Genomic DNA, 22,318 nt, shown 5'->3' on the forward strand with positions numbered 1-22,318 from the left:
GGGCCAAGGAGGCTCATTTTGAAGACCAAAACGGCCCACCTGGGTGACGCGCAGGCCCTGTACCGGGTTTACCGCGACTCGCCAGACTATTTCCAAATGTTGGGCACCGAAATCCCCACCGCCGCCGAAGTCGAGCTGGAGTTAGGGCTGGCGCTGATGGACCCGCGCCGCCACGTTGAGCTGATTGAGCACGGTGGACAGGTGGTTGGCGTGCTTGACTGGAAGGAAGCCTATCCAGAGCCGCAGGACGTGACCGTCAACCTGCTGCTGCTTACCCCAGGGCAGCGCGGGACCGGCCTGGGCAGCCGGGTGATGTGGGACCTGGAAAGTCGGCTGCCGCCCAGCACCGCCCGGCTGATGGCCTCGGTGCTAGGGGAGAACCCAGCCGGGGCCCGCTTCTGGGAGCGCCTGGGCTACCGCTTTGCAGTGGACGCCCGCCCGGTCATGACGTGGTACGCCAAACCACTGGACCCGCCCACTGGAGAGCATCCGGGCAGTGGCCCCAGAACCAAGGAAGCCACCGACCAGGCCACCAGTGCCCTGCGGGGCAGCGCAGGCGAACGCCCGCTGGGCCTGAGTCCGCAGGCCCTCCCCCTGCGGGTGCCCTAGAAACGTCTACCCACAAGGGAAACACCGTAGTACCAGACGAATAAAAAACACTGAGCAAAGCGGAATGGAGTGATGCGGGAAGAGGTGTCCGCATCATTCCATTCCAACTTTCAAGGCTACACAGTCAAGTGCAAAACAGCAGAGAAGCAGACAGGGCCGCGTAAAAGGAACATCCCTTACGCGGCCCTGTCGGCTAAACCTCACTTGGCTTGCTGCGGTCTTCTGCCCGCTCCTTTTGCCGGTTAATCAGTCGGCTTGGTTGCCCGGCAACTGGCCCACCGTTTCGGACGGCGCGGCGTGAACACCGGTCCGCAGCGATTCGTGGACGCCTTTGGCAATGCCCAGCGCCACGCGGTCAATGTAGTTCTGGTCGGTCAGGTTGATCGAATCCACAGGATGGCTCACGAAACCGATTTCGACCAGGGCGGCGGGCACCCGGTTGCTCCGCAGGACCGCCAGCGACTGCTGGTTCTTGATACCGCGTGAGAAAGCGCCGCTGGTGTCCACCATGTTCTTTTGCAGGATGCTGGCGAACGCGGGCGAGAGACGGTGGTTGGGGTTGTACCAGGTTTCTATCCCGTACCCTTTGAGGGCACTTTGGGAAGGCAGGGCATTGGCGTGAATGCTGACGAAGGTGTAGCCCGCTGAGCCCATGTTGGCCCGCATCCGCAGGTCGGTGGCCTTGTTGGCATTCAGAGCAACGTCGCGGTCACGGGTCATGACCACATCAATGCCAGCGGCGTTGAGGAATTGCCGGGTCCGCAGGGCCACGTCCAGCACGACCTTTTTCTCCTGCACGCTACCAACCGCGCCAGGGTCATTGCCGCCGTGTCCAGGGTCCAGCACCACTTTGGGTTTCAGGGCGCTGGCATAGGTCAGGCCACCCGCTGCCGGGAGGGCCGACATGGCCGTCAGTTGCCGCTCCTGAGACGGCACCGGACGCAGGTTGGCCAGCGCCGGGGCCACGTCAATCGCCAGGCGGTAGCGGTCCGTGCTGCCATTGACCGGCGGCAGGAAAAAGGCGCGCCAGCCCCGTGCCACCGTCGTCGGGCTGCCGGTCCGCAGGTTCAGGGTCACGCTGTTGCCTGCAGGACGGTAACTCCAGCTGACCAGCTCCGAGCTTTGATCCGAAGCGCCGCCGCTCTGGGCCCGCACGCCGCTGATCACCACATTCAGGCCCGAGCCCAGCGGGTCAATGCGGTACGAAGCGCCCGGCGGCAGGTCCACCACCACGCGGGTCATCCCGGGGCTGCGGCCCACACGCGGCGCAGACAGGGCGGTATTGCCGCTTGAACCTGGCACACGTCCGCTCATATCGCTGCTGGAGGTGTAGCCCGGTGCGTCGGCCAGCTCAGGAGGCAGGGCCTGAGGCTTGACGGTGCCCACCGTGTCGCCGGGAGCATCTTCACCGGCGGATGCAGAAGGCGCAGGCGCAGCCGGACGGACTGGGGCGGCGCTGGGCGTGACCACCAGCGGTTCGCCACGCTGAGCCGCCAAGGGCCGCGCGGGCAGCTGATACGGGTTGTTGCTGCGGTCAAGCGAGTTGGCCCGCGCCATAGAGGACGCCAGGCCCGTGCCCGCTGCGCCACTGCCCCCCGCACTGGCATAGACCGGCGCAGCGGAGCCAGGCTGCATGGCCCGCAGACTCTCGCTGCCCGCGCCGCCCTGCACCGATTCCCCGAATTCCAAGATCAGGACCCGGCTGCCTGAGGCGATGGTGGCTTCACTGGCTTTCCAACCTCCAGCGGCACCCAGCGGATGGGCCGTGCCCAGAAACACCTGATTGCCACCCGCCTGATAATGGGTCACGGTGCCGCCCAGAGCCCCACGGTTCTCGGCCTGGACGGGCGCGCCGTCGACACGTACCGTCAGGCCACTGTAGGCCGGGCTCAGGACATAGCGGGCTCCAGCGGGCAGGTCAAAAACCACTTTGGTCACTTCACGTCCACTGATACGCGGTGCGCCAAAGCTGAAGGCAGCGGCGCGCCCCTGGGCGACCTCTGCAGGGACATCGGCACTGCTCGAAAGTGCCGGAAGCGCTGTGGTCGGCGGGATGCGCTGGAAGGGATCGGACTGTGCCGAAGCCCAGCCAGCACAGCTGACCAGCATCGAAAGGGAGAGGGCGCGCGACTTCATATTTCCTATAGTGTCCCCTCTTCCTATGAGAAAACCAAACGGCGAGCCGGGTTCCGGGCACCAATCCTCTAAAAAAATACTTTTGTATGACACGAGTAAGGGATAAAATCACCTTTCAGACAACATGGATGGGCTTGGAACATTTCCAAGAACTTTATGAGAAAATGAAAACCCAGGCCCAATATGGTGCTCTATGGCCGCTGGGTGGGAGTCAAGGCGGAAAGTTAACTCTGCCCGGCTGCGCCCCGCCCGCCCGATTTGGAACAGCGTTCCATAAACGGTGGCCCGTCCCGACTCAGCGAACTGACGGAAGAGGCCGCCAGTTGCACTAAACTGACGGGCAATGAGTGAGCCCGCGCAGCCACGATTCCCGTCCCCGGTGCCGGTGGCAGTGGTTATTCCTGCTTTCAACGAGGAAACCACTGTGGCCGAGGTGGCCCGTGTGGCCCTGGACTTTACGCCTGAAGTGGTGGTGGCCTCGGACGGCAGCTCAGATCTGACCGTAGCGGCAGCGCAGGCGACGGGCGCAAAGGTGCTGGACCTGCAACCCAACGGCGGCAAGGGCGCGGCCCTGTACGCTGGGCTGCAAGCGGCTCAGGCCGAATGGGTGGTTATGCTGGACGCCGACCTGACTGGCCTGACGCCCGAGCACCTGCACAAGCTGACCCGCCCGGTTTTAAGCGGTGAGCTGGACATGACCATCGGGGTGTTCGAGGGCGGCAAGTTTATGTCGGAGTGGGGCAACCGCCTGACTCCGCAGCTGAGCGGACAGCGGGCCTGCCGCCGCGAGTGGCTGCTGAGCGTGCCCCGACTGGCACAGGAGCGCTGGCCGGAGCCAGCCATTACCGAGCACCTGGAACGCACCGGCCTGCGCTGGGATTACGTGGAGCTGCCCGATATGGGCCAGGTGCTCAAGGAAAAAAAGCGTGGGCTGGTCAAGGGCGTGGTGTACCGCACGCGCATGTACGCCGACCTGCTGACCTACCGGGTGCGGCGGCGGCGTGACAAGCCTGAGCGCTGACAAACCTGAGCGCTGAGGTCCAGCATCGCCAGAGCAGGTCAGCGTAGAGCCAGCGAAGCACAGGTCAAGAAACTGTGCAGGTCCCGGCTGGCAGAGCATGCGGCACAATGTGGCCATGACGAATTTCGATTCTGACACTGCGGCGCAGCGGGGCAGCCCATCTGAGCTGCGTCCCGACGCCCGCCTGATCGCCCTACACAGCGAGCGCGGCGACGCCCATAGCCGTCTGGAAAGTGCCCTGGCTGCACTGGAAGGTGCCGACTGGGGCATGACCCTGGCCGGCGAAGCCGCGCTGGCCCAGCAGCTCCGCGCGCTCCTGGGAGCTGGCGTGCTGCGTCTGGACCCCCGCTTGCCGCTACGACGTGACCTGCTGGCAGAAGCCGGGCTGGCGGCCGCTGGCCTGGAAGGCGACTGGCGCGGCGCAGTGGCGCTCTGGCTGCTCGAACCAGGCGAGGACGACTTGCAGCGGGCCGAGCGGGCGGGTGTGCCGGTGATTGTGGACGCGGCCCTGGCTCCGGGGGCCCACTGGCTGGCAGCAGGCGCGCAGTACGTGACCTACCACCACGGCGCGGCCCTCACTGGCTTTGCCGACGGCGAGCTGGCCCTACTGTTCGGCAGTGGCCGCCGCCCAGTGCCTGCTGCGCCCGCCGCCGCCGACCTGACAGCCGCCCTGGCCCTGCGTGACGTGGCGACCCTGCCGCTGCGCCTGGCGCGGGCCGCGCAGACCGCCGCCAGCCTAGCGAGCCAGTTGGCGGGCCGGGCGCTGCCAGTTGGCCCGACGGCGCTGCTGCTGCCTCCCGAAGCCGCAGCCGCGACGGCGGCACCGCTCGGCGGAGTGCTTCCCGCGGCGCGGCCCGTGCAGGGCGGCGTGATCCTGACTCCTGGCCTGGCGGACACGCGCCAGGTGCGCTCCCTGCTGCGCGGCGAACAAGAACGCCTCCCGGCTCAGGCCACAGAGAGACAAACGGCGAGGGCCATAGAGAGAACGGACGAGAGGCCGCAGGGAAGCGGGGCCGAGCGGGTGGCCGAACACAGGGCGCAAGACCACAGAACTCCGGCAGCGGCAGAGCTGCCCACGCCCTCCGGTCAGGAACGCGGCCCGTCCTCACAGGCCGCAGAGCGTCCAGAAACCACAGAGCGTGCGGAAAGCAGGCAAGGCAGCCGACACTTTCAGCGCACTGAGCGGGTGCGAGAGGACCGCGTCCACCCCGACCAGGGCAAGCGTCACCAACCGCAAAGGCCGCAGAGCTCAGAGCGCCCCCAAAGCACCGCCCAGGGACCGCAGCACCCCGAGACGCCAGCGGGCCGCAGTGGTGGCCTGGAGCGTGTCGTCTTTGAAGCGCCGCGCACCACAACCAGCGGCGACAACCCCAACACGGAAAACCTCGGCGAGCTGCCAGCCAGCAACAAAGGTCACGGCGACAAGAGTCATAGCGACAGGGGCCGCCCTGAACCTCGCCAGCCCTCAGATCACCGGCAGGACCGCCGCAACCGTAACGGGTCACAGGAATCGGCAGAACGGGCCGAGGCCCATCAAGGCTCCGCTGAACCGAGACCAGAGCAGCCGCAGCAACCCACGCAGACTGCAGCTGCCCCCTCTTCCCCGGTAACCGAACCGCTGCAACCTGACCTGCCCACGGCAGCGCAGCCCGGCGGAGCCAAGCCCGACCCCGCTGCCGACCTGACTGAGGAGCAAAGCGCCGTGTTCGCCCGCCTGCGCGACTGGCGCAACGCCGAAGCCAGCCGCCAGGAGATCAGCCGCTTTATTGTGGCCAGCAACGCCACCCTGGCCGAAATTGCCCGCCGGGTGCCCTACACCGTCGAAGACCTTCAGACCATCAAGGGCATGGGCCCAGCGCGCCTGAGCAAGTACGGTGAAGCCATCGTGCAGGTGGTGCGCGGCACTCGCGGCTAAGTCCTCTACTACAGCAGCAACCACCCCGCCCCCGCACAGGCCAGCACCACGGCCCAGGCGGGGGCTTTGCCAGCACTGAGAAGCGCGTAGGCCAGCAGCGCCAGCGCAAGGTGCAGCGGGCCGGTCACGCCTGCCCTGAACACTGGGTCGTACAGCGCGGCCAGCAGCAAGCCCACCACGCCAGCATTGAGCCCCAGCAGTGCCCGGCGGGCCCAGTCCTGCGCCGCCAGATGGCTCCAGAACGGCAGCGCTCCCAGCATCAGCAGTGCGCCCGGCAGAAAAATGCCCAGAGTGGCGATAAGCACTCCCTCCAGGGCCGGCAGCCGGTGCTGCGCCGCACCCAGATAACTGGCAAAAGTAAACAGCGGCCCCGGCACCGCATTGGCCGCGCCGTAGCCTGCCACGAAGCGTCCATGATCCACCCACGCGGGCACCAACCCCGCTTCCAGCAGCGGCAGCACCACATGCCCACCGCCAAAGACCAGCGCACCAGCGCGGTAGGTCTGGTCGAGCAGCTCCCAGGCCGGTCCCAGCGGCCTCAGCAGGGGCAGCAGCACCAGCAGCCCAGCGGCCAACAGCAGCAACCCGGCTCCCGTTCGCGGCGCTGGCCCCAGCTGGAGCGGCTGTGCGGGGGCGGCGGGCGCAGCGAGCGTGGCCCAACCCACTCCCGCGCACAGCAGCAGGGCCAACACCTGCATGCCTGCGCCCAGACCTGTCCCGCCGAACTGTGCCCCGGCCAGCAGCAGCGTGGCTGTGCCCAGCGCCAGCCCTGCTTGCACCGCGCCCTGTATCAGGCTGCGCCACATGCTGACCGCCGCGTGCGCCACCACTGCAGCGGCGGCCACCTTGAGCCCCGCCAGCCAGCCCGCCTCCGGGTCTGGCCACTCCCCCATCCACAGGGCCAAGGCGACCAGCAGCAGCACGCTAGGCAGCGTAAAGCCCGCCCAGGCCAGCAGCGCGCCGGGCAGCCCAGCCCGCAGATACCCGATGCTGAGGTTCACCTGCGAGCTGGACGGCCCCGGCAGGAACTGTGCCAGCGCGACCAGATCGGCAAACTGCGCTGCACTCAACCAGCGGCGACGCTCCACGAACTCGGTCTGAAAGTAGCCAAGGTGAGCCGCTGGCCCCCCGAAACTGGTCAGGCCCAGGCGCAAGAAGACGGTCAGCAGTTCCCGCATCTGGCCCTCAGCTTAGAGCAGTTCTCTGCGGCGCAGCTTTGCACAGCCGGATACCCAGAACGATGTCTCACGGTGGGGCTCAATTTAGGGAGAGTGGCCCGGTAAGCATGTGCTTGAATGGCGGGTGTGATTGTCTCCCCTCAGGCCTTGTTGAACCAGACCGCCCCCGACTTCACGCTGAACGCCGTGCAGCCGGGTGGGACATGGCAGCCAGTCACCTTGAGCAGTTATGCGGCAGCTGGGCGCTGGACAGTGCTGGTGTTTTATCCGCTGGATTTCAGCCCTGGCTGCACCGCTCACGTGCCCGACTACAGCCGCCACGCTGCCGAGTTTGACGCTGCTGGCGCTGACGTGCTGTGCATCAGCCGCGACTCGGTGTATACCCACCGCGCCTGGACGCGTGAGCTGCGCTTGCAGGTGCCGCTGCTCGCCGACATGAATCTGGCTGTGGCCGCTCAGTATGGCGTGGCGTTGCCAGAAAAGGGCTACGCTGGGCGCGCCGCCTTCGTGGTGGCCCCGGATGGCCGCGTCCGCTGGCTGCATGTAGAAGAAGACCCCACCGGCCTGACCCTCAGCGCCCGTGAAGTGCTGGCTCAGCTGCCGGGCTGAGGCGCGGGATTCTAGGGAGCGCCAAACCAGATTTTTCCGGTTCCAGACGAGGCAAGCCCACAGCTGCGGGCGGTTCACTGTAACCCCGCCCCTTGCCAGCCCTGTGAAAACTGCGCTAGAGAGAGCCTTATGCAAGATGCCGTTATGGCCGCCCTATCGACTGTCAACGACCCCGAGCTGCACCAAGACCTGGTCAGCCTGGGCATGATTGAACGCGTGGTGGTCGAAGGGAGCGTGGCCGCTGTCCAGGTGCAGCTGACCACCCCTGCCTGCCCACTCAAAGGCACCATCGAAAATGATGTGCGCCGGGCCGTACTCGCCGTGCCGGGCATCGAAGAAGTGCAAGTCAGCTTTAGCGCCCAGGTGCGGACCCCGCAGCAGCCCCCACTGCCGGGCGTCAAGCATGTGATTCTGGTCGGCAGCGGCAAGGGCGGCGTGGGCAAGAGCAACGTGGCCGTGAATGTGGCGGCGGCCCTGGCGCGGGACGGTGCGCGGGTGGGCCTGCTCGACGCCGACGTCTACGGCCCCAGCGTGGCGCACATGCTGGGACAGGGCGACACGCGCATCACCGCCAACGAGCAGCGCCAGATGATGCCAATTGAGGCCCACGGCCTGCGGTTTATCTCGATGGCCAACCTCACGCGCGCGGGTCAGGCGCTGGTCTGGCGCGGCCCGATGCTGCACTCGGCGGTGCAGCAGTTTCTTGGGGACGCGGCCTGGGGCAACCTGGACTACCTGATTATTGACCTGCCGCCAGGCACCGGCGACGTGCAGCTGTCGATTACTCAGTCGGTCAAAGTGACGGGGGCGCTGATCGTGACCACCCCGCAGGACGTGGCCCTGATTGACGCCACCCGCGCCGTAGATATGTTCCGCAAAGCCAGCGTGCCGGTGCTGGGCGTGGTGGAAAACATGAGCTACTTCGTGGCTCCCGACACCGGGCATGTCTACGACATTTTCGGGCGCGGCGGCGCACGCAAGCTGGGCGGGCTCACCGTGCTGGGCGAAGTGCCGCTGGACCCCGAAGTGCGCCAGGATGCCGACAGCGGCGTGCCTGCCGTGCTGGCCCACCCGGACTCGGCGGCGGCCCAGGCCCTGCGTGAAGTGGCCCGCGCCCTCGCCGGCAGGGTCAGCGTGGAAACCCTGAGCGACTTCTCGGCGGACAACCTTGAGCCGCTGCCGGTGATTTGACGTTGCCACTCGTCAGCCACCAGAGCGCCCAGCAAAGCGAGCGCACCCGGGACCGCCTGCTGCTGCTGCTCAAGGAACGGGGCATGCAGTGCGCGGCGCAGCTCAGCGAGCAACTGGGCCTGACCCAGCAGGGCGTGCGCCGGCACCTGCTCCGGCTGACCGAGGACGGCCTGATCGAAGCGAGTCCAGGCAAGCCGCTGGGCCGTGGGCGGGTGCAGCAGGTGTACCGCCTGACCGAGCAGGGCGAGGCGCGCTTTCCCAAGAGCTACCCCAGCCTATGTGTGGACATCCTGGAGCATCTGCAAGCCGAATACGGCTCAGACGCTGTCGAACGGGTAATCAGTGCGCGCGCGCAGACCGCAGCGCAGCGAATGCAGACTGAATGGGCACCGGGGCTGTCGCTGGCTGAGCGGATAGAGGCTGTGGCTCATGGCTTCCGGGAAGCTGGCTACGACTCATACACCGAGGAGAGTGGTGAGTTCTACTACTTGACCCACCGCAACTGCCCCCATCTGACCGTGGCCCGGCAGTTTATGGAGCTGTGCCAGAGTGAGCGGGCAATGATCGAGCATCTGCTAGGCACCGAAGTCCGCAGCGAGACCCGCGCCGCCACCGGAGCTTGCGACTGCCGCTACCGCATCCGCAAAGACGGAGCAGCGCCCGCCCCTATGGGCCGCATGCCACACTGAGGTGCCTGAAATGCTGCCCCCCTGCGACCCCACTTCCCCTGTTCCAGCCGCCGAGCCTGACCGCCGTGCTGGCGACCCGGCCCACACAGAAACGGGGACCAAAAGCCCCGCGTCGGCGGACCCCATCAGCTCAGGGGTCATGGATGGCGCTTATAGCCTGGTGGCCTGGCCTCCGCCCCGGCTGGACGGCTGGCTGCGCAAGCTGCAAGACCAGTTGGGTGTCAGCGGTTTTGGCGTGCCGCACATCAATCTGCGCGCACCTTTTCAGACCGAGCTGAGCCGCCGCGAACTGATTGAGCGCTTCCGCGATGTGCTGGATGGAGCCAGCTCCTTTGAAGTGAGCATCAAAGGCTTCAAGCGCTACAAGGGCGTCATCTTTCTGGAATGCGAAACCAGCGCCCGGATGCTGTACCTGCATCTGATGGCACTCAGCGTGGGCCCCTCCACCCGCAGTCCTTACGACGGCGAGTCTTATGCACCGCACCTCACGCTGGCGCTGGGCGTCCTGCCCTGGGCCGAAGACGACCTGTGGGAACGGGTCACGACGCTGGAGTTGCCGCTGACCCATTTTCAGGTGTCGGCCCTCAGCCTCACCATCGAGGAAAAGGGCGAATTTCTGGAGTTGCATACCTTTCCGCTGACCGACCCTGCAGCCGGTACGCCACCGCCGCATCAAGCAGATCAGCCGGAGGCAGATCCCCCCGGCTGACCCCAACTCTGTACTTGCTGCTCCTCAGCCCGTTCTGACTCCGGCGCGGGAGACTCTGGCAGTAGCGGACTGCGCTTCATTCCGTAACAGTGCGCAAAAAGTGCCCACTGCGACTTCAGGCCGCGCAGACCGTCGCCTTATCAGAGGTTCAGGCCCGTCACGAACTCCCGGAATTCAGCGAAGTCCAGCTGCTGCTCGTTGTCGCTCATGGCGGTGGCTGGCTGCGGGTGAACCTCGACATGAATGCCGTCGGCTCCGACGGCCAGCGCTGCTTTTGCCAGTGGCAGCAGCAGGTCACGGCGTCCGGCGGCGTGGGTCACGTCCACCACCACCGGCAAGTGGCTTTCCTGCTTGACCAGGGCCACGGCGCTCAGGTCCAGGGTGTTGCGGGTCCACTTCTCGAAAGTGCGGATGCCGCGCTCACACATGATCACATCCTCGTTGCCGCCCGAAAGAATGTACTCGGCTGCGTAGAGCCACTCTTCCATGGTGGCGCTCAGGCCACGCTTGAGAAGTGCAGGCTTGCGGACCGCGCCGACCTCGCGCAGCAGGCTGAAGTTGTGCATGTTACGCGCCCCAATTTGCAGGATATCGGCGTACTCGCTCACCACTTCCACGTCGCGGGTGTCCATCACCTCGGTCATGAACTGCAGGCCGTAGCGGTCCGCCACCTGCCGTCCCAACTTCAGACCTTCTACGCCCATCCCCTGAAAGCCGTAGGGGCTGGTCCGGGGCTTGTAGGCGCCGCCACGCAGAATCTTGCCGCCCAGCTCGGCCACCAGTTGTGCGGCGCTGTCCATCTGCTTTTCGGACTCGATGGCGCAGGGTCCGGCAATCAGCACCGGCGCTTCAGGCCCGCCAATCCTCACATCACCGATGGTCAGCACGGTGTCTTCAGGGTGCTTCTTGCGGCTGACCAGCAACTTGCGCTGCTCGCGGGTTTCTTCCAGGTCCAGGCTGGCCTTGAAAATTTCCTTGAAAATGGCGCTGACGGCTGCGTCGGTGAAAGGTCCTTTGTTGGCCTGGCGCACCAGCCGCAGCTGGTCTTCTTCGCGCTTGGGATCGTAGAACTTGGTACCGCCCTCACTGGACTTGAGGCGCCCGATCTGCGCGACCAGCTCGCCGCGCCGTGAAAGCAGTTCCACCAGCTGATTGTTCAGCTGATCCACCTGCTGGCGCAACTCTTCGAGGGTGCTTTCGGTGTGCTGAGTCGTACCTTTGCCGCCATTGAGGTCTGTCATGCCGCAGCCTAGCGAACAGCGGGACTTCTGTAAACCTCAGCGCGAAACCTCAGGGCACCGAGGCTTCTCTCTGCCTCTCTCCACAGCGCCTCTCTCCTCAGCCCAGCCACAGCACTTCTACCTCATCGCCGGCGGCCACCAGCTGAGCAGGGTCCACCCGCACCAGCACCTGCGCGTCACTCAGCGAGCGCAGCACACCGCTGCTCTGCTTGGGGTACGGCACCACTTCGCCGCCGCGCAGTTCGCCGCGCCAAAAGGCCGTCTTCTGGCCCGCGTGACCAAACGGTGCCCCAGCCCGCAACCGGGCGGTCCGCAGGCCCTCGCCAGTCAGCGCCGGGCGCACCAGCAGCTCAAACACCACCAGGCTGCTGACTGGGTTGCCCGGCAGCCCCAGCACGCTCAGGCCGTTCCAGCGTCCCAATAGGGTCGGGCCGCCGGGCCGCAGCCGAATCTTCCAGAAGGTGACTTCGCCGCGCTCCAGCAGCAGGTCACGCATAAAGTCGTAGCGCCCCATACTGACCCCGCCGCTGGTCAGCAGCAGGTCTGCGCCGCCCACCGCGTCCAGACGGGCGGCCAGCTCTGCCACATCGTCTGGAGCGCGGCCCAGGTCCAGCACCTCCGCGCCGCAGTCCAGCAATAACCCGCGCAGACCGTAGCGGTTGGAATCGTACACTTCGCCGGGGGCCAGCGGGGAGCCGGGAGCCTTGAGCTCGTCTCCAGTGCTGAGCAGGGCCACCCGCCAGCGCCGCAGCACCGGTAGCTGGGCGTGCCCACCCGCCACGGCCAGCGCCACCCGCGCCGGGGTCAGGCGCGTGCCTGCCGCCAGCAGCTCATCGCCAGGCGCGAAATCATCGCCCAAATGGCGCACGTCTGTGGTTCTGGCCGGAGTCAGCAAGCTCACCTCGCCTTCACCGCGAAACTCCAGTTGCTCGACAGGGCAAATGGCATCTGCGCCCGGTGGCAGGGGCGCGCCCGTATAGATACGCACGCACTCGCCGGGGCCCACCTCTCCAGCAAAAGGCTGCCCAGCGCGGCTCTCACCCACGATTCGGAGCGTAACCGGAGCCTGTGCGCTGGCGGCCTGTGTATCGGCAGCGCGGGCAGCAATGCCATCCAGAGCGCTTTCGGTAGCGCTGGGGTGGGCCACCTTCGCCTGAAGCGGTGCAGCCAGCCTACGGCCAAACGCCTCTTCGGGAGCGACCCACTCGGTGCCGGGGCCGGGCAGAGCCGCCCGCACAGCAGCCTGGGCTTCTTCCAGCGTGACGAACTGCGCAAAGTCTGCGGGCAGCGGAACAGAATCAGCAGGAACAGGGGTCATGAATGCCAGGCTAACCCTCCGCGTGGCCTCCGGGGCCAGACCGCCCGTTAGACTGAGACAGCTGCATTCCCGCAGCGCACCCGCGAACTTCCCTTACACGTTTAGTGCCGCCCGCAGCTGGGGGCCAAAAGGAGCATCACATGCATATTGCCAAAGACAAAGTGGCCGAAATCGATTACATTCTGCGCGTGGAGGGTGAAATCGTCGACCGCAGCGAAGAGGGCGAACCGCTGACCTACCTGCACGGCCACGGCAACATCATCCCCGGCCTGGAAAAAGCGCTGGAAGGCAAGTCGGCTGGCGATCAGGTCAAGGCCACCGTGACCCCCGAAGAGGGCTACGGCGTGTACGACGAGGAAAACACCGACCAGCTGGACCTGGCCGACTTTGACGACGATGTCGAAGTCGGGGCCACCTACTTCGGTGAGACCGACGGCGGCGAACTGGTGCCCTTTACCGTGCTTGGTCTGAGCGGCGACAAGGTCGAAGTGGACTACAACCACATGCTGGCTGGCGAGACCCTGGACTTTGAAGTGACCGTGCGCAGCGTGCGCGACGCCACCCCCGAGGAACTGGAACACGGCCATGCCCACTTTGACGGCATGGACGACGACATCGACGAAGACGAATAAGCTGCTCCGGCATTTCAGCCGCCCACGCCCCTGTCTCCCCGTACGGAGACGGGGGTTTGTATTGGCGGGGGCCTCAGTGGAGCAGCTGTGGCCGGCACCCGCCCTGCGCACAACTGCTCTAGACTGCGGCCCATGAAGCTCGCCGCCCTGGCCGCCGACGTTCTCAGGCTCCCCACCCCCGCACAGAATCCGGACGTGACCGGCGTGACTCACAATGCCGCTTGGGCCGAGCCGGGCAGCCTGTTCGTGGCAGTGCGCGGCGCACGGGCCGACGGCCACAGCTTTATGGCGCAGGCACAGGAGCGCGGTGCAGTGGGCGTGGTCGGCGAGGGGTTGCCGCAGGGCATGCAGACGACCCTGCCCTACTTACAAGTGCCCGACGCCCGCGCGGCCCTGGCCGACCTGGCAGCGGCGCTGCATGGCTGGCCCAGCCGTGACCTGAAAGTGGTTGGCGTGACTGGCACCGACGGCAAGACCACCACTTCCTGGATGACCCGGCACCTGCTGCGGGCGGCGGGCCTGCCCACCGGGCTGCTCAGCACCGCCGGCTACGAACTGCCAGACGGCCAGCTGCGGCAGTTCCCGGCCCACTTCACCACACCCGAAGCGCCGCAGCTACAGGGCATCTTGCGTGAAATGGTAAAGGACGGCGCACAGGCCGCCGTGCTGGAAGCCAGCAGCCACGCCCTGGCACTGCACCGGGTGCGCGGCGTGGAGTGGGACGCGGCCATCTGGACCCACCTCACCCGCGAACATCTGGACTTTCACGGCACCGTAGAAGGCTACTTTGCCGACAAGCGCAGGCTAATTGAAGCGGCTCCCTTCGCTGTGCTGAACGCCGACGACCCCTGGACCGAGCGCTTGCGCGGCGTGGCCCCCCAGGAAGTGACCTACTCCGCCGAAGGCCAACCCGCCGACTGGCAGGCGGCAGCTGTGCAGCAGAGCGGGCGCGGCCTCCAGTTCAGGATCCACTCCCCACTGGGCGAATTCAGCGCCGAGCTGCCCATGATCGGCGCATTCAATGTCGCCAACGCGCTGGCCGCCATGGCCGCTGCTGCCCACCTGGGTGCTACGGCCCAGCAGCTTCAGGCCGGGCTGGCGTCCTTTGATGGTGTGCCGGGCCGGATGCAGCTGGTGCGCGGACCAGGCGGGGAGCCGCAGCCACGGGTCATCGTAGACTTTGCTCATACTCCGCCCAGCCTGGAAAAAGCCCTCCAGACTCTGCGCGCCACCACCGAGGGGCAGCTGTGGGTGGTGATTGGCTCGGCGGGCGGCAACCGTGACCCCCGCAAGCGTGCACCGCTGGGCGAGGTGGCTGGGCGCTGCGCCGACCAGGCGATTTTTACCGAAGAGGACTACCGCGACACCCCTTTGCAGGACATCCTGGCGGAAATGGAACGTGGGGCGCGTGAGGGCGCACACCACAACTTCAGGTCCATCGAGGACCGGCGCGAGGCGATTCGCTTTGCCATTACTCAGGCCCAGCCTGGAGACACTGTCCTGCTGGCCGGCAAGGGCCCAGAAGACACCCTTGAGCGGGGGACGGAGTCACTGCCCTGGAACGAAACCCAGGAAGCTGCCGACGCCCTGGCCCAACGCAGCCACTGACAGAGACCGGGTTGTAAGTCAAATTACATAAACTTCAGAAGTCCATGTTATCTTTGTTTTCGCTGTTTTATGGCTGTGCCTTTGAGGTAACGCCGCAGAGCAGGGGTTGTTAGCTCAGTTGGCAGAGCAGCTGACTTTTAATCAGCGGGTCGTAGGTTCGAGCCCTACACAACCCACCAAAGACCGCCTCCGGGCGGTTTTTTTGTCGTTTCTGTCCGGCAAATCAGGGCTTTTGCCAACTGATGCTGAACTTGCTATACTCCCTGACGCACTTGCGCCAACTTGCCTGTACGGCGGGGGGAGGTGCCAGAGTGGTTGAATGGGGCGGTCTCGAAAACCGTTGTACGGTCCTGCCGTACCGTGGGTTCGAATCCCACCCTCTCCGCCAAAGAAGTGCGCAAGCATGCAGGAGTCGCCCAGCCGGGCGGCTTTTTTTGCGGCCCCGGGCCCGGAGCGATCAGCGCAAGCATGGACACTGCCCCAACCCGTTGCTCACGTTCTTTGCCGCTCTGCGACCGATACTGAAAGCCGGTGTCGTCAAATTGTTTTTTCTGAACGGATGTGTGTTGGGCGTTTAGGCCAGCAGACAGAGTATTCACTGAGAAATCAAGGAAGAAGGTAGCGAACTATTACCAAAGTACATGGAAACACTGCCGGCCTGAAAAAAGCCCAGCTGAAGTCGCTAGAGAACCTTTATCGCCGCCGCATCGAGCCGGGGCGTGTAGGTTCACCTGAGCTGGCCCGCAACCTGGCCGAGCTGTCGGCTGACGTGCGCCGCGAAGTCAGCGTGCTGATTGACCGCCGTGGCCGTGTGATGAGTGTCAGCGTGGCTGACGCCAAAGGCACCGAACTGCCGGAGAGCCGTCAAGGCGAAACGCGGCTTTCGGGCTATCACCTGCTGCACACCCACCCACGCGGCGGGGAGCTGAGCAAAGGCGACCTCTCCACCCTCTTTATGAAACGGCTGGACGCGGTGAGCGCCATTGAGGTCGAGAGCGATGGTCGGCCTGGGCGCGTGCATACCGCTCACCTGACCCCACCAGGCAGCGCCGCTGAGGAAGAGGATTGGCGCATCCTGCCTTCAGTACCCAGCTACGAGATTGACGAATTTGACCTGGGTGCCCAGGTGTCGGCACTCGAAGAGGAAATCGCCCGCGCCGCCCGCACACGCGAGGCCCAGAAAGACCGCGAGCAGGCCATTTTGGTGCAGATTGACACGGGCGAAGTGGACGCCGAAGAGCGTCTGGCCGAACTGGGCGAGTTGGCGCGCACCGCCGGGGCCGCCGTGGTGTACCGCGAACTGGTGTACCGCCGCAACCTGAAAGCAGGCACGCTGGTTGGGGCCGGCAAACTGGAAGAACTGACCTCCCGCGCCTACCACCTGGACGCCGACCTCCTGATTTTCGGTCAGGAACTGGGCCCGGCCCAGGCCCGTGAAATCGAAGCGGCCACTGGCCTGAAGGTGGTGGACCGCACCCAGCTGATTCTGGATATCTTCGCGCAGCACGCGCAGGGTCAGGAATCGCGCCTACAAGTCGAACTGGCGCAGCTGCGCTACATGAAGCCGCGGCTGCTGGGCGCGGGCGCGCAACTCTCGCGCATCGGCGCTTCGGGCGGCAGTGCGGCCAGCGGAGCCATCGGAACTCGTGGCCCCGGTGAAACCAAGCTGGAGCTGGACCGCCGGCGCATCAATGACCGCATCGCCTTTTTGGAAGGGCAGCTGCGTGAAGTGGCCGTGCGGCGTGAGCAGCGCCGCAAGAGCCGCGCCCGCAACGACGTGCCGGTGGTGGGCATTGTGGGCTACACCAACGCGGGCAAGTCCACCCTGCTCAACGCCCTGACCCACGCTGCCGAGGAACCCCAGCGCGTACTGGCCGAGAACAAGCTGTTTGCTACGCTGCGTCCCACCAGCCGCCAGGGCTATCTGAGCGGTGTCGGGCAAGTCGTGCTGACCGACACGGTAGGCTTTATCCGCGACCTGCCCGCCGACCTGAGCCGCGCCTTCCGCGCCACGCTGGAAGAAATCGGCGACTCGGATGTGCTGGTGCATGTGCTGGACGCCAGCAGCGACGCGGCTGAGCTGCACTTCGAGGCCGTGACCCGCATTCTGGATGACCTGGAGCTGGCAAACCTACCGGCTGTGGTGGCGCTGAACAAGGCTGACCAGGCCCGTCCCGCCGAGCTGGCCCGCTTGCAAGAGCGACTGGAACAGGCTGGCGTGCAAACTGTGGTCATCAGTGCCTTCAGGCGCCAGGGCCTAGACGACCTGCGCAGCGCAGTTGCCGCTGTGCTGCACCGTCAGGGATATGCCCAACCGGGCTACGCCGAGCTACAAGCCGAGCTGGCTCACGGCGCTGACTAGAGGCAGGCAAGAGCAGGCAAAAAGCAGGATGCGGAAACCCTATTCGCATCCTGCTTTTTGCCTTTTTCCTTTACAGCAGGTTCAGAAACAAGCGGTGCATCCCGTCGTCACCGCTCAGCTCGGGGTGAAAGGTCGTTGCCAACAGCCGCCCCTCACGTACCGCCACCGGCTGCCCGCCGTACTGGGCCAGGACCTCTACCCCTGCACCAACCCGCGTAATGGCAGGAGCGCGGATAAAGAAGGCCTCAAACGGCGCTTGCAGCTCCTGCACCGTCAGCGGCGTGGTAAAAGAATCCACCTGCCGCCCATAGGCGTTGCGCTGTACAGCCATATCCAGCAGGCCCAGGGCAGGTGGTAGCCCTGGTACGTCCGAATCGCCCGCAATGTCGCGCGCCAGCAGGATGGCTCCGGCGCAGGTGCCCCACAGCGCCCCACCAGCAGCGTGAAAGTCGCACAGGGCTGTATCCAGGCCCCTGGTCGCCAGCAGACGGCGCATGGTGGTGCTTTCGCCGCCTGGCATCACCACGCCGCTGAGACCTGCCAGATCGGCGGGCAGGCGCACTTCCTGTATTTCGGCTCCCAACCGCCTCAGTGCCTGAGCATGCTCCCGAAAAGCCCCTTGCAGGGCCAGGACACCGACGGCCCGACTCACCAGCCGCGGGACGCCAAACGTTCTTCAGGCAGCAGCGCGTCAATGTTGATGCCGGTCATGGGCGCACCCAGGTCTTCGCTCAGCTCGGCCAGCAGCTCAGGGTTCTGGTAGTGGGTCACGGCCTGCACAATCGCTTTGGCACGGCGCTCGGGGTGATCACTCTTGAAAATCCCGCTGCCCACGAACACCCCGTCAAGCCCCAGCTGCATCATCAGCGCGGCGTCGGCGGGAGTCGCCACTCCACCCGCGGCAAAATTCACCACTGGCAGCTGCCCATGCTCATGCACGTAGCGCACCAGGTCATAGGGCGCACTGAGGTCACGGGCCACAGTCATCAGTTCTTCGGCAGGGCGGGCCTGAATCTGGCGAATTTCGCCCAGTACGGTGCGGGCATGGCGCACCGCTTCAATGATGTTGCCGGTGCCCGCCTCGCCTTTGGTCCGAATCATGGCGGCTCCTTCACCCACGCGGCGCAGCGCTTCGCCCAGATTCTTGGCCCCACACACAAACGGCACCCGGAAGGCCTGCTTGTCAATGTGGAACTGGTCGTCGGCGGGCGTCAGCACTTCCGACTCGTCAATAAAATCCACACCGATGGCTTCCAGAATCTGCGCCTCCACGACATGTCCAATGCGCACTTTCGCCATCACTGGAATGCTGACCGCCCCGATAATCTCTTTGATCATCTTGGGGTCGCTCATCCGCGCCACGCCGCCGTCCTTACGAATATCGGCAGGCACACGCTCCAGCGCCATCACCGCAGTCGCGCCAGCCTCTTCGGCAATGCGGGCCTGGTCAGCCGTCACCACATCCATGATGACGCCCCCCTTAAACATCTCGGCAAAGCCACGCTGCACTTTTTGCACGTCTGCCCTTCCGCCCACTCCATCTGATTTGGTCATGGCTGACATCATGCGCGGCGGATTGGTCTAATACCAGAGCCAATTGCAGCACATTAGAGTAGACCAATGAATGCCCTAGAGCGGGATCTCCACCTAGACCGCACTTCCGATACGCCACTGACCCGGCAATTGGCTGCGGCCCTCCGCACTCAGGTTGCCAGCGGCCAGCTGCCAGCAGGCACCCGCCTCTCGCCCACCCGCCAATTGGCCGACTTGCTCAAGGTCTCCCGTGGCACCGTGACCGAGGTCTTTGAAACCCTGTGCGCTGAGGGCTATCTGGAAGCGCGGGTAGGATCGGGCACGTTTGTCCGCGCCCTACCAGAAGCGGGTCAGTCTCTCAGTCAGCCCTCGGCCCGCGCACGGGCCCTGAGCGGGCTGCGTGCGCTGCCCGGCCCCGGCGCAGGCCACTCGCTCCGACCTTTCCGGCATTCACGGCCTGATCCCAGGCTCTTTCCCTGGAAAAGCTGGGCACGGCTCGAAGCCCGGGCCGACTGGTCCCCGGCCCAGCGCTCTTCAGCGGCGGGCTGGCCTCCGTTACGGGAGCAGGTGGCAGCCTACTTACGCCAGGAACGTGGTCTGGACTGCCAGGCTGAACAGATCATCATCACCACCGGCACCCAGCAGGCCCTGGACCTGGCGGCCCGCACCCTGCTGGACCACGGCGAGCGGGCCGCGCTGGAGTCGCCCGGCTATCCCGGCACCCGTGCGGCGCTGCTGGGCGCGGGGCTGGTTCCTGTCCCCTTACCCGTGGACCGTGAAGGACTGGACCCTGCTCCTTTGTGGCGGCAGCGTGACCTGCGCTTGGCCTGCGTGACGCCAGCTCACCAGTTTCCCACTGGAGTACCTCTTAGTGCTGAGCGGAGGCTGGAACTACTGCGCTGGGCCTCCGAACGCGGTGGCTGGATTCTGGAAGATGACTACGATTCCGAGTACCGTTACACCGGCCCGCCACTCACCCCGCTGCAAGCCCTGAGTGACCGCGTTATTCATCTGGGCACTTTCTCCGCTTTCCTGTTCTCTGGACTGCGCCTGGGCTTTTTGGTGGTGCCGCCGCACTTGGTCCACACATTCACTGCTGTCAAGCAAGCGATGGATGGTGGCTCCTCGGTGCGTGACAGCGCCACCCTGGCCCGCTTTATGGCGGAAGGCCACTTTACGCGCCATCTGGGGCGTACGCGGCGTATCTATGCGGCACGGCACGACGTACTGGTCCATGAGCTGCAAAACCTGACTTGTGAGCTGCTTTCCTCTGGCCGGGGTCTGCATCTCACAGCCCACTGGCCTGGAACACAGGAGAGCCAACTGCTCCGGCAGGCAGAGGCCCTGGGGCTGGACCTGACGCCCGTGCAGGCCTTTCAATGGGGGCGCAGCGCCAAAGTGCCCGGTTTGCTGCTGGGCTTCGCCGCCTTCACCCCCCAAGAGATTGCACACGCTACAGCACAGCTCGTCCAAGTCCTTTAGGCTCACAGTTCAGGTCAATTCGTTGATCTCTGGCCTGAAGCCCACCTCGCGGATGTAATGCAGATATTCCTGAGGTGTGAGGGCTTCACGCTTGCCACTGAGAGTCACGAAAAAGGCTTCCAGAACATTGGTGGCAAAGTTGCGTGATCCCATGCGCGGCGTGGTGGTGATCAGCCGGGTCACGCCCCGGTCCTGCATCCACTGCCGGTCTGCGGCAGTGATGGTCTGGGTCAAGACAGTCTTGCCGCGCAGGTCCTGTGGCGCGTAGCGCTTGACGAAATGAGTGTCTCCAGCGATGACATCAGCCCAGGCATAGTAGCGGGTGCCTTTTCCTTCTACGCTGGTGTCCTGCTTGTCGCCGGTAGGATAAAACCACTCCTGAGGTAAGGTGGTCAGCGGCGGCAACAGCACGCGGGCAGCGCGGCGCAAAGCAGATAGGCTTCGTAGCGGCAGATCCAGATTCAGCCCAAAAATAAGATCGCCGTACACGACATCAGCCCCTACCTGTGCCAACGCTTCAGCCATCCCAAAGCGGTCCACAGCGCTCACCATCAGCACACGCTGAGTCTGCCAATTCAGTTCTGGATCCAGCTGAGCAATGGCCTCTCGCTCTAGCGTATTTTTCAGACCGGAGCCGTCCAAGACCGGAGTTTGCCGGGCATGGGACACCAATTTACGGATGTTCTGAAAGGTGTAGCGCCGACCATCAGCCAGCACATACAGGTCAGCGCCGCCCAAACCAAACGCGTCCACCCGCCCGTCCAGTTCACGGAACAATTGTGCCGCTTTCTTGGTATCACCATCCGTGCCCAAGCGCTCCAAGACAAATGGCTGCCCCAGAACCTCTATCTCTTCGCGGGCATTCCGCTTACTGCTTCCCAGCGAGATACTTACCACATGCTTGTATCCAGGTGGCGCAGGCTTCCAGGAATGCAACAAGTCACTCATGAAACCGATTGTACGCCCCCTCTACTGGAAGGCTGTCATAACAAAGCCCCTGCACTTCATCGTGCAGGGGCCAGTGGTGCCGAGAACGGGACTTGAACCCGTACACCCTTGCGGGTGGCAGATTTTAAGTCTGCTGCGTCTACCGATTCCGCCATCCCGGCAGGAATGGAAGGGCAGTATAGCGCAAGAAAAACCACCCCGGAGGGCGGTCAGGTGGTGGAGGTGGGCGGAGTCGAACCGCCGTCCAAAGGTCCATCCAGCGTGCGTCTACGTGCGTAGTCTGCTCTTAGATTGTCGGGCCTGGGCTGCCAGCAAACAGGCTGCCTTCCGCCTTAGTCCTATTTATTTTCGCCGTCAGCTATAGAACATCGCTTGGGCTAGCCTTCTTTTGTCTCAGTTCGCACGTCGCCAAAGGCCGGGCTTCGTGGTCACTGTCTCACTTAAGCAGCGAGAGCGTAGTTATTTTCGCCAGTTAATGGCTTTGCCGTTTGTTTACGAGGCCAACGGCTCCTCGGCACGCAGCAGCGCTTTCCGTTCCTCTGTCGAAACCGGAGCACCCCCAGCAGAAGAAAAGTATAAAACAAAAGCCCCTCCATGTCTAAGGGAGGGACGTTCATCATGTTGGAGCGGGAGACGAGATTCGAACTCGCGACATCTACCTTGGCAAGGTAGTGCTCTACCAGCTGAGCTACTCCCGCGCGGCCATTACTTTACTCGAAGGCGTGCCTGTTTGCAAGCGTTCCGAGGTGGGTCCACACACTGTCATGAAAAGAAAAACCCCCGCACTGACCGACTTTTCCAGGACCCTGCGGTCCAAGTATCATAGGCGCTGCCACGTTTCACGACCCAGTTCGGCATGGAGTGGGGTGGTTCCGAGGCGCTAAAGGCACGGGGGTATCCGGTGTTGTGGTGGTACAAAACAAGCGTAGTGCAAAACACAGCGGACATGAAGAGTCAATGCGAGGGGAACAAGCGCGGGTACTGTTGGGCGAAGCCCAACAGCGGTAATAGGGCATGTTGATGGTCAAGACCTCGTCTGATGAGCACCAGTCCGCTGAGTACATTGCTGCACTTGCACGCCTGGCCTCTCAACCCGGTGGTCTTCCGGGAGACTTACCTGATAAACAGTGGGATATC

At 64.8% G+C, this 22,318-nt stretch carries 18 protein-coding genes, 4 tRNA genes, 2 rRNA genes and 1 other RNA gene; 13 read left to right on the forward strand and 12 right to left on the reverse strand.

Translation table 11 applies throughout. The features are described from left to right. Nucleotides 1-18: 18 nt before the first annotated feature. Nucleotides 19-609, forward strand: a complete 591-nt coding sequence (locus tag IE158_RS10100) for a GNAT family N-acetyltransferase (protein WP_189643591.1) — start codon at nt 19-21, stop codon at nt 607-609. Nucleotides 610-855: 246 nt separating this feature from the next. On the opposite strand, the gene IE158_RS10105 is transcribed toward IE158_RS10100, so the two are convergent. Beyond that, on the reverse strand, nt 856-2,745 hold the full coding sequence (locus tag IE158_RS10105) for an N-acetylmuramoyl-L-alanine amidase family protein (protein ID WP_189643592.1): 1,890 nt from the start codon (nt 2,743-2,745) through the stop codon (nt 856-858). 343 nt (nt 2,746-3,088) lie between these two features. Between IE158_RS10105 and IE158_RS10110 the strand changes: the two genes are divergently transcribed. After that, the gene (locus tag IE158_RS10110) at nt 3,089-3,766 is read left to right on the forward strand and encodes a glycosyltransferase family 2 protein (RefSeq protein WP_189643593.1); all 678 of its coding nucleotides are present in this window, start codon (nt 3,089-3,091) and stop codon (nt 3,764-3,766) included. Between the two features lie 115 nt (nt 3,767-3,881). Continuing rightward, entirely contained in the window at nt 3,882-5,681 is a 1,800-nt protein-coding gene (locus IE158_RS10115; RefSeq protein WP_229839052.1) for an HRDC domain-containing protein, read from the forward strand. Nucleotides 5,682-5,689: 8 nt separating this feature from the next. On the opposite strand, the gene chrA is transcribed toward IE158_RS10115, so the two are convergent. Next, nucleotides 5,690-6,859 (reverse strand): chromate efflux transporter, encoded by a 1,170-nt coding sequence (gene chrA / locus IE158_RS10120; RefSeq protein ID WP_189643595.1) that lies wholly within the window; start codon nt 6,857-6,859, stop codon nt 5,690-5,692. A gap of 126 nt (nt 6,860-6,985) precedes the next feature. Between chrA and IE158_RS10125 the strand changes: the two genes are divergently transcribed. From IE158_RS10125 to IE158_RS10140, 4 genes are all read left to right on the forward strand, one after another. Beyond that, nucleotides 6,986-7,468 carry a redoxin domain-containing protein gene (locus IE158_RS10125; RefSeq protein ID WP_229839053.1) on the forward strand — a complete coding sequence of 161 codons (483 nt, stop codon included), beginning with the start codon at nt 6,986-6,988 and terminating at the stop codon, nt 7,466-7,468. 129 nt (nt 7,469-7,597) lie between these two features. Next, nucleotides 7,598-8,659 (forward strand): Mrp/NBP35 family ATP-binding protein, encoded by a 1,062-nt coding sequence (locus IE158_RS10130; RefSeq protein ID WP_189643597.1) that lies wholly within the window; start codon nt 7,598-7,600, stop codon nt 8,657-8,659. Continuing rightward, nucleotides 8,656-9,348 (forward strand): helix-turn-helix transcriptional regulator, encoded by a 693-nt coding sequence (locus IE158_RS10135; RefSeq protein WP_229839054.1) that lies wholly within the window; start codon nt 8,656-8,658, stop codon nt 9,346-9,348. Before IE158_RS10130 ends, IE158_RS10135 begins: the two co-directional genes overlap by 4 nt. A gap of 10 nt (nt 9,349-9,358) precedes the next feature. Beyond that, on the forward strand, nt 9,359-10,057 hold the full coding sequence (locus IE158_RS10140) for a 2'-5' RNA ligase family protein (protein WP_229839055.1): 699 nt from the start codon (nt 9,359-9,361) through the stop codon (nt 10,055-10,057). Nucleotides 10,058-10,197: 140 nt separating this feature from the next. Here the strand turns inward: IE158_RS10140 and IE158_RS10145 are convergent, their stop codons facing one another. Together IE158_RS10145 and IE158_RS10150 are read right to left on the reverse strand one after the other, a co-directional pair. After that, on the reverse strand, nt 10,198-11,298 hold the full coding sequence (locus tag IE158_RS10145; protein ID WP_189643598.1) for a bifunctional 3-deoxy-7-phosphoheptulonate synthase/chorismate mutase: 1,101 nt from the start codon (nt 11,296-11,298) through the stop codon (nt 10,198-10,200). Between the two features lie 97 nt (nt 11,299-11,395). Then, nucleotides 11,396-12,616: a molybdopterin molybdotransferase MoeA gene (locus IE158_RS10150; RefSeq protein WP_189643599.1), complete on the reverse strand. Its 1,221-nt coding sequence runs from the start codon at nt 12,614-12,616 to the stop codon at nt 11,396-11,398. 140 nt (nt 12,617-12,756) lie between these two features. Here IE158_RS10150 and IE158_RS10155 point away from each other — a divergent pair, with 140 nt between their 5' ends. The 5 genes from IE158_RS10155 (at nt 12,757) to hflX (ending at nt 17,218) form a co-directional block, all read left to right on the forward strand. Further along, nucleotides 12,757-13,248, forward strand: a complete 492-nt coding sequence (locus IE158_RS10155) for an FKBP-type peptidyl-prolyl cis-trans isomerase (RefSeq protein WP_189643600.1) — start codon at nt 12,757-12,759, stop codon at nt 13,246-13,248. 132 nt (nt 13,249-13,380) lie between these two features. Continuing rightward, entirely contained in the window at nt 13,381-14,856 is a 1,476-nt protein-coding gene (locus tag IE158_RS10160; RefSeq protein WP_189643601.1) for a UDP-N-acetylmuramoyl-L-alanyl-D-glutamate--2,6-diaminopimelate ligase, read from the forward strand. A gap of 103 nt (nt 14,857-14,959) precedes the next feature. Next, a tRNA-Lys gene (locus IE158_RS10165) sits at nt 14,960-15,035 on the forward strand. Between the two features lie 118 nt (nt 15,036-15,153). Beyond that, nucleotides 15,154-15,244 (forward strand) — tRNA-Ser (locus tag IE158_RS10170). 240 nt (nt 15,245-15,484) lie between these two features. Continuing rightward, complete coding sequence (gene hflX / locus IE158_RS10175; RefSeq protein WP_189643606.1) at nt 15,485-17,218, forward strand: GTPase HflX; 1,734 nt, start codon at nt 15,485-15,487, stop codon at nt 17,216-17,218. 70 nt (nt 17,219-17,288) lie between these two features. Here the strand turns inward: hflX and pdxT are convergent, their stop codons facing one another. After that, a complete protein-coding gene (pdxT, locus tag IE158_RS10180; RefSeq protein ID WP_189643607.1) occupies nt 17,289-17,873 on the reverse strand; it encodes a pyridoxal 5'-phosphate synthase glutaminase subunit PdxT in 585 nt (194 codons plus the stop codon). Continuing rightward, nucleotides 17,867-18,772: a pyridoxal 5'-phosphate synthase lyase subunit PdxS gene (pdxS, locus tag IE158_RS10185; RefSeq protein WP_229839057.1), complete on the reverse strand. Its 906-nt coding sequence runs from the start codon at nt 18,770-18,772 to the stop codon at nt 17,867-17,869. The genes pdxT and pdxS overlap by 7 nt, the downstream gene beginning before the upstream one ends. Before the next feature lie 66 nt (nt 18,773-18,838). Between pdxS and pdxR the strand changes: the two genes are divergently transcribed. After that, nucleotides 18,839-20,233 carry a MocR-like pyridoxine biosynthesis transcription factor PdxR gene (pdxR, locus tag IE158_RS10190; RefSeq protein WP_189643602.1) on the forward strand — a complete coding sequence of 465 codons (1,395 nt, stop codon included), beginning with the start codon at nt 18,839-18,841 and terminating at the stop codon, nt 20,231-20,233. A 9-nt stretch (nt 20,234-20,242) separates the two neighbouring features. On the opposite strand, the gene IE158_RS10195 is transcribed toward pdxR, so the two are convergent. The 6 genes from IE158_RS10195 to IE158_RS10220 form a co-directional block, all read right to left on the reverse strand. Continuing rightward, nucleotides 20,243-21,181, reverse strand: a complete 939-nt coding sequence (locus IE158_RS10195) for a DUF8754 domain-containing protein (protein ID WP_189643603.1) — start codon at nt 21,179-21,181, stop codon at nt 20,243-20,245. A gap of 74 nt (nt 21,182-21,255) precedes the next feature. Further along, a tRNA-Leu gene (locus IE158_RS10200) sits at nt 21,256-21,342 on the reverse strand. 53 nt (nt 21,343-21,395) lie between these two features. Continuing rightward, nucleotides 21,396-21,742, reverse strand: a transfer-messenger RNA (tmRNA) gene (gene ssrA / locus IE158_RS10205). A gap of 61 nt (nt 21,743-21,803) precedes the next feature. Next, a tRNA-Gly gene (locus IE158_RS10210) sits at nt 21,804-21,879 on the reverse strand. A gap of 79 nt (nt 21,880-21,958) precedes the next feature. After that, nucleotides 21,959-22,075, reverse strand: a 5S ribosomal RNA gene (gene rrf / locus IE158_RS10215). A 126-nt stretch (nt 22,076-22,201) separates the two neighbouring features. Further along, nucleotides 22,202-22,318 (reverse strand): 23S ribosomal RNA (locus IE158_RS10220); the annotation flags it as partial.

Origin of the sequence: Deinococcus piscis, assembly GCF_014653275.1 — a bacterium.
GTDB lineage: Bacteria > Deinococcota > Deinococci > Deinococcales > Deinococcaceae > Deinococcus > Deinococcus piscis.